Below are 15,783 nucleotides of genomic sequence, written 5' to 3'. Positions count from 1 at the left end.
TCGCGGGCAAATGCTAACAGGTCGTTAAGATTAACCAGGATCGCCTAAATTAGCGCAGCGGGCATCTGCTGGCTAGCGCAGTGAAATCCGCCGCCTCCGGCCAGGACAGCATCCGCTGGAAGGCCGATGGTCTGCCGATCCGGGAACAGAGCAGCGATCGCCGCGACGCCCGCCGCATCATGGACCGAGCCAAAGGTCGGCACCGCCACCAGATGCGTGGTGATGGCGAAATTCACATAGCTTGCCGGTTCGATCTCGCCATCGCGCAGGATCAAGCCAGGTGAGGGGATCGTCACCACCTCCACGCCAAATGCTTCGGCGCGCCGCTTTGCATCTGCATAGATCGCCGCATTGGGATCATCATCGCCCGTGGCCTTAGGAACAACTAGCAGGTTCGGACCGACAAAGCGCGCCAGATTGTCGACATGGCCGTCGGTGTGATCATTGATCAGGCCATCGCCCAGCCACAGAACCCGGTCAAAGCCGAGCGTGTGCTTAAGCTCCGCATCGATCGCGGCGCGCGGCATACCCGGATTGCGGTTCGGATTGAGAAGGCATTGCTCGGTCACTGCGCACAGTCCCGTGCCATCGCCATCAACCGCGCCGCCTTCCAATATCATTGGCGACGTTTCGAGCGGCAAACCCGCATTTCGCGCCAATTCTGCGCCAATGCTCTCATCACCCGCCATCCGATATTTGCCGCCCCAGGCATTGAAGCCAAACCGGCGCGCGACGCGTTCGCCATTGCTCGATACGATCAGCGGCCCGGTGTCGCGCAGCCAAATATCGCCGTAGACCCGCCGCCCCAATGTCACTGCCTCGCTCACCAGAGCGCGCGCGCGCGCTTCATTCGCTTCATCGCGCACCAGAAGGCGCACGGCCTGTCCGCTGTCAGCAACAGCATTGGCAAAGGCTGCGATTTGTTCTTGCGCCGCCTCAAGAAAGCCCGGCCATTCCTCGGCCAAATGCGGGAAGCCGATCCACAACCAATCCTGCGGCGCCCATTCAGGAGGCATCAGGACGGTCATGACTCGGCTTTCAATTCATCAGCTAACGGATACTGGATCAGCAGCCCGTCTCAGCGCTGGCGCAGCTTTCGTCACGAGCGGCTTTAAACTCATCGCCCTCGTTCCAATTCGGCCAGCTGCTGCTTTCTGCCATCATCCGGCCAATGCGGTAGAACAATTGCAAATCGCTCATCACGCCGGACCAGTCCCACTCTTCGTTGAACTCGTCCTTCGGACCGTGGTAGCGATTGTCGCGGTAGTCTTTTGATACGGCGGCGCCTGCATCGCGTCCACCCTCGACCAAATCTTGCCCGCCATTGATGTATAGCATTGGTACGCCCTGTTTGGCGAAGGCGAAGTGATCAGAGCGGTAATAATAGCCCGCCTCTGGATTTGGATTGGGTGTCATGGTGCGGCCATCGGCCTCAAGCGCGCCCATCATAAAGGCATCAAGCTGAGACTTGCCGGGGCCAACCACGGTCACGTCTTTGGCAGGGCCAGCCACTTGGAATGCGTCCATGTTAATCCCGCCAACTGTCTGATCGAGCGGGAACACTGGGTTTGCGGCGTAATAATACGCGCCGAGCAGACCGGATTCCTCAGCCGTCACGGCCAGAAACACGAGGCTGCGCTTAGGCGCGCCAGCTTTCGAATGCGCTTCAGCCAAGGCGACCAGAGCCGCCGTGCCGGTGGCATTGTCGACCGCGCCGTTGCAAATGTCATCGCCATCGGGCGCTGGTTTACAACGGCCAAGGTGATCCCAGTGCGCGGTGTGAATGATGTATTCGTCTGGCGCTTCGCTGCCTGGCAGAATGCCGATCACATTTTGCGATTGGAATTTGCGAATGTCATTTTCAAAGCTGGTGGAGGCGGACATGCCCAGCTCAACCGCTTCAAATTCTTCCGTTTTTGCTGCCGCGGTCAGCGCATCGAGATCTTGCCCCGCTGCGGCCAGCAATTCGCGGGCTGCCTCTTTCTGGATCCAGCCATTCATCGTGGTAAGCGGCGGCGGGTTGTCACCGCGAGCAGGATAGGCTTGCGGGCCGGACCAGCTACTTTCAACCACGTTCCAGCCATAGCTTGCCGGTTCGGTGTCATGGACGATCAGAACGCCTGCTGCACCTTGGCGCGCAGCCTCTTCATATTTGTAGGTCCAGCGGCCATAGAATGTCATCGCGCGGCCGTTGAATTTCCCTTCAAGGCCAGATGTTTCGTAGTCAGGATCATTGACCAGCACGACCACCGTCTTGCCTGTGACATCGACGCCTTCGTAGTCGTTCCAATCGCGCTCTGGCGCATTGATGCCGTATCCGACGAACACCAATTCGCTGTTGGCGAGCTGCGTTTGCGCATCTTCGCGGTAGGTCACGCCGACCCATTCGCTGCCGAAATCATAGACCAGATCGGTCTCGCCATTGGTAATGGTCAGCGGCGCGAAGTTCTTACCGGTGATTTCCACCAGCGGCACTTCCTGCACCCAGCTCTCGCCATTGCCGGGCTGAAGGCCAGCGGCCTCGAACCGTTCGGTCAGCAGAGCAACAGTCAACTCCTCGCCTTTGGTGCCGGGCATGCGGCCCTCAAACTCATCGCTGGAAAGCGTGCGCGTGATGTCGATCATCGTCTCTTCAGACAGCTCACCTGCCGCGACGTCGGGAATATCCATTCCGTCCATGCCCGTGTCGCCGCCGAGCGAGCCCATCGCATCGCATGCCGTCAGCGCGAGTGCGCAAGCGGCCAATCCGCCAAGCTTCAATGCTTGCTTGATCATTATCGGTGATTCCTCTCATCCAAAATCATTGCGCGCACCTTTTGCAGAGCGGAGCGCGGCTCGCAAGGCGGATTGATAGCCAGGGCGCTTGCGAGACAAGCACCAGCGCGGCATGGAGGCAGAGATGGCGCAGGCAAATTCGCATGACTGGGATGGAGCACTGGCGCGGGCGCGGGCCGAGGCGCCGTTTCTGGCACGCGGACTGGAACGGATGCCGCCGCTCGCCGAATTGCTAGGCAGCGGAGATGAGGAGGGCGCTCTCGCATGGGCTAAATCCGCTGGCGATAGCGCGGATGATCTGGGTGCAGCTTTGCGGCGAGAGCGGACCGCGCTTTCGGTGGCGCTCGGTGTTGGCGATCTGGCCGGAGCCTTCTCGCTAACCCGCGTGATGCAGGAATTGTCCGATTGCGCCGACCGTGCGCTAGACCGCGCTATTACCCACGTCATTGCAGAGCGCACCGATGGGGAGGTCGCTCAGGGTCTTTATGCCTTGGCGCTGGGCAAACAGGGCGCGAGGGAGCTCAATTACTCCTCCGACATCGACCCGATCCTGCTTTATGATCCAAAAACGCTGCCACGTCGCGCGAAGGATGAGCCGGGCGAAGCGGCCGCGCGCTATGCCCGCCAGATCGTGCAATTGCTGTCTGAAAACACCGCTGATGGCTTTGCCTTCCGGGTCGATCTCAGGCTGCGACCCGCCAGCGAGGTAAGTCCGCTGGCTGTGTCTGAAGGCGCGGCCCTTTCGCATTATGAAAGCGCCGCTTTGGCGTGGGAACGGGCGGCCTTTATCCGGTCGCGCGCGTGCGCCGGCGATATTGCCGCTGGTGAAGTGTTTCTTCAGCGGATCCAGCCTTTCGTATGGCGCTCCAGCTTGGACTTTGGCGCGATCGAAGAAATCCGCAAGCTCACCGCGCAAATCCGCGCCAATCATGATGGCCCGCGCCGCCCCGGCCCGGGTTTTGATGTAAAGCGCGGCCGCGGCGGCATTCGCGAGATCGAGTTCTTCGCGCAAACGCATCAGCTTATTCACGGCGGGCGCGATCCCAGCCTGCGGGTGAAGGGCACGCGCGCGGCGCTCGATGCCTTGGTCGCGGCTGGCCGGGTGGATGGCGATGAGGCCGCCTTGCTGGGCTCGACCTATGACCAGCTGCGCGTGATTGAGCACCGATTGCAAATGGTGAGCGATCGCCAGACGCATATCTTACCAAAAGGCGCAGCGCTCGATGCGGTGGCCCGGCTGGACGGCTTGGCAGATGGCGCGGCGCTGATCGCAGAGCTGGACGGCCTGACGCAGGCGGCAGGCGCGGTTTATGACAAGCTCATCGGCGATAATGTGAGCGCCTCCCCGCCTATGCCAGAGCCGCCGCAAGCTGAGGCACTGACAGAGCAATTGAGCAATCTGGGCTTTGCTGAGCCCGATGCGTTGGCGGCGCGGATCAAGGGGTGGCGCGAGGGGCGCTATCAATGTCTGCGCACCCCGCAGGCGCTTGCGGCGTTTGATGCGCTGCTGCCGGACTTGATCGCTGCTTTTGCCGGGGCAGATGACCCAGCCCGCGCGCTGAACCGGTGGGAGAGTGTGCTTGCCAATGCACCCTCCGCGATCAACCTGTTTCATTTGCTGTCTGCGCGTCCGAGGCTGCTCGCGCAATTGGTGGGTGCGCTCACATTGTCGCCGATGCTGGCCGATGAGCTTGGCCGGCGCCCGGAATTGCTCGATATTCTGATCGATGAAAGCGCGTTGGAGCTGCCCGACTCTGCCTGCGACATCGCTGAAGATATACGGCGGATCGCGGCCCGCGACGATTACGAGGCGCAATTGGACGCCATTCGCGTGGTCACGGGTGAGCAGCGCTTTGCGCTCGGCGTGCAGCTGATCGAGGCGCTGAGTGATCCGATTGATATTGCCAGCGGCCTCTCGCGCGTAGCCGAGGCGGGACTACAAGTGGCAAAGGATGCTGCCGTGCGCGAATTTGAGCGTGTGCACGGAGAGATCACAGGCAGCGAGGTCTGCGTCTTAGGGCTTGGGCGATTTGGTGGCGGGGCGCTGACTCATGCTTCCGACCTTGACATTGTCTATTTGTTTTCAGGAGATTTTGATGCGCAGTCTGATGGTGATCGGTCGCTTGGCGCTACGCTCTACTACAACCGTTTGGCCAGCCGTATTGGCGCAGCTCTATCTGTCCCCACGGCGCAAGGCGCGCTCTATGAAGTGGACACTCGGCTGCGGCCGCAGGGGAACCAAGGCCCGCTCGCAGTATCGCTTGAGGCCTTCGCCAAATATCAGCGCGAGGCGGCCTGGACTTGGGAGCATATGGCGCTCGCAAGAGCGCGGGTCTTGATCGGGTCGGAGGCGGCGCGCGCGCAGCTCAATGACATCATCACCGGGGTGCTGTGCAAGCTGCGTGATCCGGCGGAGTTGCGGACAAATGTGCTGACCATGCGCAGCGAAATGGCGCAGCATAAGCCTGCTCGCGGACCGCTGGATGTGAAGCTCCTGCGCGGCGGCCTGGTGGATTTTGAATTCCTCATCCACTTCCTGCAATTGCGTGATGGCAAGGGGCTGGACCCGGACCTTGGTACGGCGATTCCTATGCTGGTGGACGAGGGCGCTCTGCCGCGGCCGCTGATCGCGGCCTATGATTTGATGACCCGTATTTTGGTCGCCGGACGCTTGCTGGCGCCCGCTGGTAAGGAGCCTCCATCCGCTGCCGCTGATGCGCTGGCGCGGGCCTGTAAGGCCCAGAATTACACTGGCCTCTTGCGCAGCCTCACCGAGGCGCGGCATGAGGTCGCCAAAGCTTGGGAGACGATTCTCGAGCACCAATTGGAGATTGACGAATGAGCGATTTTGCAAGCGTTGGTGACGCCCTGCCCGATATCGAAATGGGCACCCCTGATGGCGGCACGGTGAAGCCATCGGATTTCCACGGCAAGAAGCTGGTGCTGTTCTTTTACCCTAAGGACAACACGCCGGGCTGCACCACTGAGGCAAAAGACTTCACCGCGCTCAAAAGCGAATTTGATGCGGCGGGAACGGAGCTGCTTGGCGTCAGCAAGGATAGCGCGAAAAAGCATCAGAACTTCATCGCCAAGCATGATCTCACGACCCCTCTCGCGACCGATGCGGAAGAGGGCGGATTGTCCGACGCGCTCGGCGTTTGGACTGAAAAACAGATGTACGGCAAGACCTATATGGGCATGGTCCGCACCACCTATCTGGTCGGCGCAGACGGCAAGATTGCGCAGGTCTGGAACAAGGTGAAGGTAAAGGGCCACGCCGAAGAAGTGCTGGCCGCCGCAAAGGCGCTCTAAGCCGATATGCCATCGCCGATGCCATCCTTAGCCTCCGCCATTCGCGGCGCATTGCTGACCGCTCATCCGCGCGCAAAATGCTTCGCGACGCGCGACGTCGTGCGCAGCCGGAACAAGGGCGCGCTCGCATGGCAGTTTGACGTCACCATGCCAGATGAGCCTGCGCGGCCCAGCGAGCCTGAGCTGTTGGCGCCAAGCCAAATGCCCAAGCGCGGCAAAGGCGGATCAGAGCGAGGAAGGATCGCCTTGTGGCACAGCCTGGCGCACATAGAGTTCGTCGCGATTGATCTTGCGCTCGACATGGCGGGCCGCTTTGGCGAGCAGATGGGCGCGGAATTCGTCTCAGACTTCTTGAGCGTTGCCGCCGATGAGGCGATGCACTTCGCTCTGCTCGACCGCAAGCTCAAGACGCTGGGCAGCTATTATGGCGCGCTGCCGGCCCATGGCGGATTATGGCAGGCGGCGGACGAAACCAAGCATGAGGTCCTGGCTCGTCTTGCGATTGTGCCGATGGTGCTGGAGGCGCGGGGATTGGACGTCACGCCAGCCACCCTGGAGAGGGTTCGGGCCGCGGGCGATGAGAATGGCGCAAAAATTTTGACGCGAATCCTTGACGATGAAATTCGCCATGTCGCATTTGGCACCAAGCACTTTATCGCATTGGCCGATAAGGCGCAGGAAGAGCCCGAATCAACGTGGAAAAGGTTAGTAAAAACTTACTTTCGGGGCGCCGTTAAGCCGCCATTTAACGACTCAGCCCGTCTTGCAGCCGGTTTATCGCGGGAGTTCTACGGTTAAGTTGCTCTTTAAGAATTGAGCCCGAATAAGTCGGTTCGACATGAAATCGGGCGCCATCGCGCCGAAATTTAGGGCATCATTTGATGACAACGCTTACTAAGCGTCACATTGCCAAAGCCGCTTTAAGCGCATTTGGCATCGCGGCAATTGCCGCTGCAGCGCCAGCTTCAGCTAACAGTTCAGCTAACGCTGCTGTTGATATTAGCGAACCGATCCGCGCGGCTCAGGATGACAATCTGACGAGTGGCGACGTGCAATTCCGGCAGCTGTTCGCCAATTGGCAAGCGCTTGATAGCGCAGGGCCAAATGCTCCGACTGAGCAGCCTAGCATCGCTATTCCGTCGCGTATGCCGCTTGATGGCGGGCGTTTGAGCAGTGGTTATGGCATGCGCAATCACCCAGTGCTGCGGAAGCGCAAGCGGCACAACGGTGTCGACATCGCCGCGCCGACGGGCACCCCGATTTTCGCAACCGCTGACGGCATCGTTGGCAAGGCGCAGTGGTTCTCTAGCTACGGCCTTTACATCCGCATTGATCATGGCGCTGACCTTGAAACGCGCTATGCTCACATGTCGAAACTGGCGGTTGCCGCTGGTGAGCGTGTGAAAAAGGGCGACATCATTGGTTATGTCGGCTCAACCGGCCGCTCCACTGGTCCGCATCTGCATTATGAAGTCCGGATCGACGGGGTTGCGGTCAATCCAATTCCCTATATGGTAGAGACACAGGCCCAGCAGCAGTTTGATCGCCAAGCTGTCCTTGAAGGACGCGGCGGCGAATAAGCCCTCAGCGGCTTAGCGCGCGTTTAAGAGTTTCCCCGCTGAAGGCGGGATCGAACATTGGAGAGGGTGTTCGAGCATAGGCGGCGGGTTTTCCCGCCGCCTTTTTTCTTGTCGGCTCCCTGCTCGTTCAACGGCACCCACTATTTCTGCGAATTGACTTGCGGGCTGCGCCGCACAAGCTAGGTTTCGTCTCGCAACTGACGTCCTCAATGGCCGCATGGGAGAGATATCGATGAGCCTACATCCAATTGCGCATGCGCAAAACCGCCCTGACCAAGCCGCCGTGATCATGGCGAGCAGCGGCCAGACCGTGACCTTTGGCGAGATGGAGGGCATTGCCAACCAATTTGCGCATCTGCTGCGTGCGCGCGGCGTGAACCCAGATCAAGCCTTCGCGGTTCTGCTGGAAAACCGGATGGAGTATTTCACCATCATCTGGGGTTCGCAGCGCGCAGGCACGATGCTGGTGCCAATCTCAACTCGGCTGACCGGGCCAGAGATCGCCTATATCTTACAGGATAGCGAGACCAAGCTGTTGATCACCTCGGGCGCATTTGCCGATGTGCTGGAGACAGTGCGAGCGGAATGCCCCGAGCTGGACATCCTGATCGTGGACAGCGGCGATGCGCAGGATTTCGGTGCGGCATTGAGCGCACAAAGCACCGAGCCGCTGGCTGAGCAGACGGCTGGTCTGGTGATGCTCTATTCCAGCGGTACCACTGGGCGGCCCAAGGGCGTGCGACCTGCGCCGCCAGAAGATCCTGATCCGCAGGCGCCCAATCCGCTCATGGCGCTGGGCATGATGGGTGCAGGTATGCCGGCGGATGGCTCGATGATCTATCTCTCGCCAGCGCCGCTCTATCACGCTGCGCCCATCGGTTGGTGCTCAACCGTGCACCGCCTGGGCGGGACGGTCGTCTTGATGGAGAAGTTCGATCCGGAAAACGCGCTTGCCGCGATTGAGAAATATAAGATCACCGACAGCCAATGGGTGCCGACCCATTTTGTGCGCTTCCTGAAATTGGATGAGCAGACGCGCTCGAAATACGATCTATCCAGCCACCAGCGCGCACTGCATGCCGCCGCCCCGTGCCCTGTGCCGATTAAGCGCGAGATGATCGAGTGGTGGGGCCCGATTGTGAATGAATATTACGCGGGCAGCGAAAGCATCGGCATGACTTTGGTGAAGGCGCCCGACTGGCTGACTCATCCGGGCAGCGTTGGCCGCGCAATCCATGGCAAGCTGCATGTCTGCGGGCCGGACGGCGAGGAAGTTGGCGCTGGCGAGGACGGTCTGATCTATTTCGAGAACGACATCTTGCCGACCTATCACAACGACCCAGACAAGACCGCGGAGGCGATGCATCCCAAAGGCTGGATGACATTGGGCGATATTGGCCATGTCGATGCAGACGGCTTTCTCTATCTGACCGACAGGAAGAGCCACATGATCATTTCTGGCGGGGTGAATATCTACCCGCAGGAGGTCGAAAACCTGCTGCAAACCCACGCCAAGGTGATGGATGCCGCGGTGATTGGCGCGCCTTGCCCCGATTTGGGCGAGAAGGTTGTCGCCGTGGTGCAGCCGGTCGACATGGGCGATGCGGGCGAGGCGCTGGAGGCGGAATTGCGCGAGTTTCTCGCACCCAATCTTGCGCGTATCAAAATGCCCAAGCTGTTCGATTTCCGCCCCGATCTGCCGCGCGAGGCCAATGGCAAGCTCTATAAGCGGGAGCTGCGCGATGAGTATGAGGCCAAAGCAAAAGCGGGCGCGGCCTGATGGGAAGCGCACCAGTGCTGGACGCGGCGCTCGCCAGCGCGGTTATTGACCCGGCGAGCTATGCGGAATGGGGCAGTCTGCTCGACCGGTTCGATGCAATTCGGGCGGAAACGCCAGTGGTCAGGATTGAAGGAGAAGAGGGCATTCACCGGCCATTCTGGCTGGTGACCAGCTATGATGCGGTGATGCAGGTGTCGAAAGACAATCAGACCTTCCTCAACAACCCGCAAACGGTCGTGTTCTCGCTCGATGAAGGGATCGAGTTTGCCAAGGCCATGACCGGCGGCAGCGAGCATATGGTTGCTAGCCTCGTGACCTTCGATGCGCCAATCCATATGAAATATCGCAAGCTGACGCAGGAATGGTTCATGCCAAAGAACCTGCGAACGGTGGAGGCGGAAATCCGTAACTTGGCCCAGCGGACGGTCGACCGGCTGATTGCGGCTGGACCAGAGGCTGATTTCGTAAAGCTCGTCTCCGCGCCCTATCCATTGCATGTTGTGATGCAGATCCTCGGCGTACCGGAAGAGGACGAGCCGCGCATGCTGGTGCTGACCCAGCAGATGTTTGGCGGGCAGGATGATGATCTCAACCAGTCAGGTATGGCGAATATGACGCCGGAGCAGATCACGCAGCTGGTCGCGGGCGCGGTGAAGGATTTTGAGGCCTATTTTGCCGGGATTACCGCGCAGAAGCGAGCGGAGCCGACCGGTGACGTCGCGAGCGTCATCGCCAATGCGACCGTTGATGGCGCGCCGCTGAGCGACCGCGATATGATGGGCTATTATATCATTCTGGCGGCGGCTGGGCATGATACGACCAGCGCGTCCACCGCGGGCGCGATGATCGCGCTGGCCCATGATCCAGAGCAATTTGCGCGGGTAAAGGCGGACCGGAGCTTACTGCCGGGTATCGTTGAGGAGGCGATTCGCTGGACCTCTCCGGTGCAGCATTTCATGCGCACAGCGGCGGAGGATGTGGAGCTAGGCGGGCAGACGATCCGTAAAGGCGATTGGCTGATGATCAATTACGTCGCGGCCAATCATGATCCGGCGCAGTTTCCTGACCCTCGGCGCTTTGATGCTGGCCGCTCGCCCAATCGGCATCTCGCCTTTGGCGCGGGCGCGCATCAATGCCTCGGCTTGCATCTCGCGCGTCTTGAAATGCGCATTCTGTTTGAAGAATTGCTCGACCGGATTGAGAGTGTTGAGCCAGCAGGAGAGGCGAAACGCGCCAAGTCGACTTTTGTCGGCGGTCTAAAGTCCCTGCCGCTGCGAATTACGACCTCCTAATCCCCTCATATGGAGAGCGTTTGCAATAAAACAAGGTCTGTATAACAATATCGATGGTGTTTGCGCATCAATCAGACTGTGCTCACGATTTTCCTGTTATTTGCTTGCAACATGTGTTAACACTGCGTTCATGGGAAAAACTTGGAACAGAGGCGTTGCTATTGGTGCAGCGACGGGCCGTTGAGCCTGCTTGAGACACACAACCTGCCATTTGCGATTGCACTAATGCTGCTGGCAATCATTGCCGTCGCGCAAGTGGTGGGCGTGGCGGATATGTTTGATGGGTCCGATGTCGATGTCGATTTAGACCTCGATGTTGATGTCGATGCTGACGGGATCGAAGCCATCACGTCCGGCGGATTTATGGACGGATTGCTCAGCCTGCTTGGGTTTGGCCGAGTGCCTTTCCTGATCTGGCTGGCGGGCCTGCTGCTAGTTTTTGCGTCAATTGGCGTGATTGGTCAGTCCGTGATCGCAGGTTTGCTTGGCGCACCGTTGCCCGCATGGCTTGCCGCGCCGCTTGCCGGTATTGCCGCTGTGCCCACCAATGCTGCATTCGTCAGGCCGGTCGGGGCACTGCTGCCTAAGGACGAGACGAGCGCGGTCGGGCTGAGCAGCTTGATCAGGCGTGATGCGATCATCCAGACGGGCACGGCGCGCGCCGGTTCGCCTGCGCGGGCCAAAGTGCTTGATCGTTTCAAACAACCTCATTTTGTCATGGTTGAGCCCCATGATCCGAGCGCGGAATTGCGCGAAGGCGAAACAGTCCTACTGGTGCGCCGCGAAGAAGGAACGTTTTTCGCCATTCGCTATGAAAACCGCTTGCTCGAATTGAACTAGGCCCAGCCCAAAAATTGAAACCTCATAGGAGAGAAAATGCCAGAATTTTTTGACTTAGCTATACTCATAGGCGCAGGCCTGCTGTTCTTCATCATCGTGATCGGTTTCCTGATGCGGCTTTACCGCAGGGCGTCGAAAGAAATTGCCTTTGTGCGGACCGGCGTTGGCGGCGAGAAGGTCGTGATGAATGGCGGCGCATTGGTGCTCCCGATTTTCCACGAGACCATGCCGGTCAATATGAACACTTTGGTGCTCGCCGTGGTTCGCCGCGATGGAGAGGCGCTGATCACTCTCGACCGCTTGCGGATCGATGTGAAGGCGGAATTCTACGTCCGCGTCCGTCCGGATTCCGAAGCGATCGCGATGGCCGCGCAGACCCTGGGTCAGCGCACCATGCAGCCAGAAATGCTCAAAGATCTCGTCGAGGGTAAATTCGTCGATGCGCTGCGCTCGGTCGCGGCGGGTATGAGCATGAACGAATTGCACGAGCAACGCGCGGATTTCGTCCAAAAGGTGCAGCAAGTCTCCTCAAACGATCTGGCGATGAATGGTCTGGAACTCGAATCGGTCTCGCTGACCGGCCTTGACCAGACGAGCATTGAGCACTTCAACGCCAACAATGCGTTTGACGCGGAAGGTCTCACCAAGCTGACTGAGCAAATTGAAGCGCGCAAGAAACTGCGCAACGATATTGAGCAGGACACGCGGGTTCAGATGGAAACGAAGAACCTTGAGGCCGACGCTAAATCATTCGAGATTGGCCGTGATCAGGAATATGCACGGCTTGCTCAGGAACGTGAGGTTGAGGTGCGCCGCGCGGCTCAAATGGCGGAAATCGCCCGCGAACAGGCAGAGCGCCAGCGCGAAGCCGATGCAGCAAAAATCGAAGCGAAAAAGCAGGTCGATGCGCAGCAGATTGAAGCGGATCGCTTGGTCGAAGAGGCCCGGATCGATCAGACCCGAGCGCTCGAGATTGCTCGCCAAGAGCAACAGATTGCGGTTCAAAACAAGAGCCGTGAGGAAAGCCAGGCTAAGGCAGAGGCCGACGCAGCCCGCGCCAAAGCGGTTGCTGCTGAAGAGCAGGTTGCAACCTCTCGTGAAAGCGAGATCGCAGAACGTCAGAAGAAGATCGAGCTGATCGAAGCGGCGAAAGTTGCTGAGCGTGAAGCGATTGGCATCAAGGTTGAGGCTGAAGCTGAGAAAGATGCGGCGACCAACCGCGCTGAAGCAGCCCGGCTTGAGGCGAAAGGCGACGCGGATGCCGAAATCCTGCGCGCTGAGGCCGACCGGGTCCGCTTTGAAGTCGAAGCAGCCGGTCAGGAAGCGATCAACGAGGCGGCCAATATCCTCTCGATGGATCAAATCAGCCTGCAGACCAAGCTGGCTCTGCTCAAGGTTCTGCCTGAGGTTATCCGTGAGAGCGCGAAACCAATGGAAGCGATCGATTCGATCAAGATCGTTCAGGTCGATGGGCTCACCAATGGCGGCTCTGGCAATGGCGCGGCCAATGATGGCGGCGGTTCAGGCAATCTTGCCACCGATGCAGTTTCTGCGGCACTGGCCTACCGCGCTCAGGCCCCGGTGCTTGACGGGCTAATGAAAGAGTTGGGCCTCAATGGCTCCTCGCTCGGATCACTCGTCGAAGCGGCTGCGCAAGAAACCGGCGACGGGGATACGCCAACGCTGACTGAAGTTCTCAGCGACGTTAAAGAGCAGGTTATCGAAGCAGAGGCGGATCACGGGTCCAGTCCCGGCGCCTCGTCGGCTGGCAGCAGCGGCGCAAGCCCCGAGCCCGCTGAATAATCTCGATCAAGAAGGCTTCTCGGTCTTCACGAAATCGCATGCCTCCCGGTCGGCTTCACGCTGATCGGGAGGTTTTGTTTTTGGTGTGTCTAGGGTCCAGGGCCTATTGCAAAGCCGAGGACTAGCGCAGCAAGCGCTCCGCCATTGCCCGCACTTCCTTGCCCATATCTTCGCGCTCCAATGCGAGCGCTAGGGTTGCCTCAACAAAGCCCAATTTGCTGCCGCAATCATAGCGCTTGCCATCGAATGTCACCGCATGGAACGGCTGCGAGCCGATCATTCGCGCCATCGCATCGGTCGGCTGGATCTCGCCGCCTGCGCCTTTACCCTGCGTCTCCAGCGTGCGCATCACCTCCGGTTGGAGAATGTAGCGGCCTGAGATGATCTTGTTCGACGGTGCTTCGTCAACTGGTGGTTTCTCAACCAGCCCGCGCACTTCGGTCAGGGCCCCCTCCTCCGCGCCCGGATCGATCACCCCGTAACTTGAGACTTCATCGCGCGGCACTTCCAGCACGCTGATCAGATTGCCACCGGTCTGCTGATACGCCTCGACCATTTGCTTCATGCAGCCGCTGCCGCCTTGTTTGCCGATCATCAGTTCATCGGGGAGGAAAATCGCAAATGGCTCATCGCCGACAATCGCGCGCGCGCACCAGATCGCATGGCCAAGCCCCATTGGCACTTGCTGGCGAACGGTGATGATGTCGCCGGGGATGGCGCGGGTCGGCTCCAGTACAGCCATATTCTTGCCTCGGTCACTCATCGTGCTTTCGAGCTCATAGGCGACATCAAAATGCTCAACGATTGCCGTCTTGCCGCGGCCGGTGACGAAGATCATCTGCTCAATGCCTGCTTCGCGCGCCTCGTCCACCGCATATTGAATGAGCGGGCGATCAACGATGGGCAGCAATTCCTTCGGGATCGCTTTGGTCGCAGGCAGGAAGCGTGTGCCGAGGCCGGCAACGGGGAAAACCGCCTTCTTAATCGGCTTTGGCGGGGTCGTGTTGTGATTGGTCATGCGCCAAGGGATACGGACGCATTGCGAGCCGCGTCAACTGGCGCGTGTATAGCGGGCGGAGATGCCGTTTGCGCGCCACGTGTTTTTGGCTAAGGCATGGCGATGGACAAATTGCTTATTCGGGGCGGCAATCGCCTTTCAGGAACTCTTCCAATCTCTGGCGCGAAGAACGCGGCGCTCACGCTGATACCGTGCGCCTTGTTGACCGAAGAGCCGATGACCTTGCGCAATTTGCCGCGGCTTGCCGATATTGACGGGTTCCAGCATTTGATGGGGCAATTCGGCGTCTCGGTGAGTATTCAGGGCAAGCGTCCTGAGGATTTTGGCCGGGTCGTCACCTTTGAGGCTCAGCGCCTGACTTCTAATGTCGCGCCTTATGATCTGGTCCGTAAAATGCGCGCCTCGATCCTGGTGCTCGGGCCGATGCTGGCGCGCGCGGGCGAGGCGACCGTTTCGATGCCGGGCGGCTGCGCAATCGGCAATCGCCCGATTGACCTGCATCTCAAGGCGCTTGAAGCATTCGGCGCAGAAATTGAGCTCGCGCAAGGCTATGTCAAAGCGATCGCCCCTGATGGCGGATTGCCGGGCGGGGACTTTGATTTCCCAGTGGTTTCTGTCGGGGCGACAGAAAACGCATTGATGGCAGCGGTGCTAGCCAATGGCACGAGCCGCCTGTTCAACGCAGCGCGTGAACCAGAGATTGTCGACCTGTGCAATCTGCTCACCGCGATGGGTGCAGAGATCGAAGGCATCGGCACATCCGATCTGACCATTCACGGCGTCAAACGCCTTAACGGCGCCACCTATAAAGTGATGGCAGACCGGATCGAAGCAGGCTCCTATGCCTGCGCGGCGGCGATCACGGGCGGCGAAGTGCGGCTGGAAGGTGCCAATGCCAGCGAGATGACAGCGACCAATAATGCGCTGCGCAATATCGGGGTCGAGATCGATGAAGACGCGCGCGGTATGACGGTGCGCGCCGACGGCCCGCTGAAAGCAACTGACCTCACCACCGCGCCCTATCCCGGCCTCGCCACAGATATGCAGGCGCAATTGATGAGCCTGCTGTGCAAGGCGCATGGCACCAGCGTGCTGAAGGAAACGATCTTCGAAAACCGTTTCATGCACGTGCCAGAGCTGTCCCGGATGAGCGCAGATATTGCGACCGAGGGCCGGACGGCGATTGTAAAAGGCCCCTCGGAGCTGACCGGCGCCGAGGTGATGGCAACCGACCTGCGCGCATCTATGAGCCTGATTATCGCGGCGCTCGCAGCGGAAGGCGAGACGACAGTGCGCCGGATCTATCACCTTGATCGCGGCTATGAGCGGCTAGAGGAAAAACTTCAGCTGGTCGGCGCGGATATTGAGCGGGTGGACGACTGA

12 protein-coding genes are annotated in these 15,783 nt (G+C 59.7%); 9 read left to right on the top strand and 3 right to left on the bottom strand.

Translation table 11 applies throughout. The features are described from left to right. Nucleotides 1–44: 44 nt before the first annotated feature. The gene (locus AC0V6M_RS04465) at nucleotides 45–1,028 is read right to left on the bottom strand and encodes an agmatine deiminase family protein (protein WP_486137657.1); all 984 of its coding nucleotides are present in this window, start codon (nucleotides 1,026–1,028) and stop codon (nucleotides 45–47) included. Nucleotides 1,029–1,065: 37 nt separating this feature from the next. After that, nucleotides 1,066–2,775 carry a M28 family metallopeptidase gene (locus AC0V6M_RS04460; protein WP_486137656.1) on the bottom strand — a complete coding sequence of 570 codons (1,710 nt, stop codon included), beginning with the start codon at nucleotides 2,773–2,775 and terminating at the stop codon, nucleotides 1,066–1,068. 124 nt (nucleotides 2,776–2,899) lie between these two features. Here AC0V6M_RS04460 and glnE point away from each other — a divergent pair, with 124 nt between their 5' ends. From glnE to AC0V6M_RS04420, 8 genes are all read left to right on the top strand, one after another. Continuing rightward, entirely contained in the window at nucleotides 2,900–5,617 is a 2,718-nt protein-coding gene (glnE, locus tag AC0V6M_RS04455; protein ID WP_486137655.1) for a bifunctional [glutamate--ammonia ligase]-adenylyl-L-tyrosine phosphorylase/[glutamate--ammonia-ligase] adenylyltransferase, read from the top strand. Next, nucleotides 5,614–6,087 carry a peroxiredoxin gene (locus AC0V6M_RS04450; RefSeq protein ID WP_486137654.1) on the top strand — a complete coding sequence of 158 codons (474 nt, stop codon included), beginning with the start codon at nucleotides 5,614–5,616 and terminating at the stop codon, nucleotides 6,085–6,087. The genes glnE and AC0V6M_RS04450 overlap by 4 nt, the downstream gene beginning before the upstream one ends. 6 nt (nucleotides 6,088–6,093) lie before the next feature. Further along, nucleotides 6,094–6,885: a ferritin-like domain-containing protein gene (locus tag AC0V6M_RS04445; protein WP_486137653.1), complete on the top strand. Its 792-nt coding sequence runs from the start codon at nucleotides 6,094–6,096 to the stop codon at nucleotides 6,883–6,885. A gap of 83 nt (nucleotides 6,886–6,968) precedes the next feature. Next, nucleotides 6,969–7,667 carry a M23 family metallopeptidase gene (locus tag AC0V6M_RS04440; RefSeq protein WP_486137652.1) on the top strand — a complete coding sequence of 233 codons (699 nt, stop codon included), beginning with the start codon at nucleotides 6,969–6,971 and terminating at the stop codon, nucleotides 7,665–7,667. A gap of 232 nt (nucleotides 7,668–7,899) precedes the next feature. Further along, entirely contained in the window at nucleotides 7,900–9,447 is a 1,548-nt protein-coding gene (locus tag AC0V6M_RS04435; RefSeq protein WP_486137651.1) for an acyl-CoA synthetase, read from the top strand. Continuing rightward, nucleotides 9,447–10,739, top strand: coding sequence for a cytochrome P450 (locus tag AC0V6M_RS04430; protein WP_486137650.1), 1,293 nt, complete (start codon nucleotides 9,447–9,449; stop codon nucleotides 10,737–10,739). The genes AC0V6M_RS04435 and AC0V6M_RS04430 overlap by 1 nt, the downstream gene beginning before the upstream one ends. 141 nt (nucleotides 10,740–10,880) lie before the next feature. Further along, the gene (locus AC0V6M_RS04425) at nucleotides 10,881–11,579 is read left to right on the top strand and encodes a YqiJ family protein (RefSeq protein WP_486137649.1); all 699 of its coding nucleotides are present in this window, start codon (nucleotides 10,881–10,883) and stop codon (nucleotides 11,577–11,579) included. A gap of 36 nt (nucleotides 11,580–11,615) precedes the next feature. Beyond that, nucleotides 11,616–13,382 (top strand): flotillin family protein, encoded by a 1,767-nt coding sequence (locus AC0V6M_RS04420; RefSeq protein ID WP_486137648.1) that lies wholly within the window; start codon nucleotides 11,616–11,618, stop codon nucleotides 13,380–13,382. A gap of 121 nt (nucleotides 13,383–13,503) precedes the next feature. Here AC0V6M_RS04420 and AC0V6M_RS04415 read toward each other — a convergent pair whose 3' ends face one another. Then, a complete protein-coding gene (locus tag AC0V6M_RS04415; RefSeq protein ID WP_486137647.1) occupies nucleotides 13,504–14,400 on the bottom strand; it encodes a UTP--glucose-1-phosphate uridylyltransferase in 897 nt (298 codons plus the stop codon). Nucleotides 14,401–14,502: 102 nt separating this feature from the next. On the opposite strand from AC0V6M_RS04415, the gene murA reads away from it, so the two are divergent. Beyond that, nucleotides 14,503–15,783, top strand: a complete 1,281-nt coding sequence (murA, locus tag AC0V6M_RS04410) for a UDP-N-acetylglucosamine 1-carboxyvinyltransferase (protein WP_486137646.1) — start codon at nucleotides 14,503–14,505, stop codon at nucleotides 15,781–15,783.

This window comes from Erythrobacter sp. JB3-1 (assembly GCF_057364995.1).
The sequence above is the reverse complement of the archived record's forward strand: the minus strand, read 5'-3'. Positions and strand labels throughout refer to the sequence as shown.

What these genes read in the sequence shown, in the direction of transcription:
- AC0V6M_RS04440 (WP_486137652.1), top strand. Translation starts at nt 6,969, where the DNA reads ATGACAACGCTTACTAAGCGTCACATTGCCAAAGCCGCTTTAAGCGCA.
- glnE (WP_486137655.1), top strand. Translation starts at nt 2,900, where the DNA reads ATGGCGCAGGCAAATTCGCATGACTGGGATGGAGCACTGGCGCGGGCG.
- AC0V6M_RS04445 (WP_486137653.1), top strand. Translation starts at nt 6,094, where the DNA reads ATGCCATCGCCGATGCCATCCTTAGCCTCCGCCATTCGCGGCGCATTG.
- murA (WP_486137646.1), top strand. Translation starts at nt 14,503, where the DNA reads ATGGACAAATTGCTTATTCGGGGCGGCAATCGCCTTTCAGGAACTCTT.
- AC0V6M_RS04460 (WP_486137656.1), bottom strand. Translation starts at nt 2,775, where the DNA reads ATGATCAAGCAAGCATTGAAGCTTGGCGGATTGGCCGCTTGCGCACTC.
- AC0V6M_RS04430 (WP_486137650.1), top strand. Translation starts at nt 9,447, where the DNA reads ATGGGAAGCGCACCAGTGCTGGACGCGGCGCTCGCCAGCGCGGTTATT.
- AC0V6M_RS04450 (WP_486137654.1), top strand. Translation starts at nt 5,614, where the DNA reads ATGAGCGATTTTGCAAGCGTTGGTGACGCCCTGCCCGATATCGAAATG.
- AC0V6M_RS04465 (WP_486137657.1), bottom strand. Translation starts at nt 1,028, where the DNA reads ATGACCGTCCTGATGCCTCCTGAATGGGCGCCGCAGGATTGGTTGTGG.
- AC0V6M_RS04420 (WP_486137648.1), top strand. Translation starts at nt 11,616, where the DNA reads ATGCCAGAATTTTTTGACTTAGCTATACTCATAGGCGCAGGCCTGCTG.
- AC0V6M_RS04435 (WP_486137651.1), top strand. Translation starts at nt 7,900, where the DNA reads ATGAGCCTACATCCAATTGCGCATGCGCAAAACCGCCCTGACCAAGCC.
- AC0V6M_RS04415 (WP_486137647.1), bottom strand. Translation starts at nt 14,400, where the DNA reads ATGACCAATCACAACACGACCCCGCCAAAGCCGATTAAGAAGGCGGTT.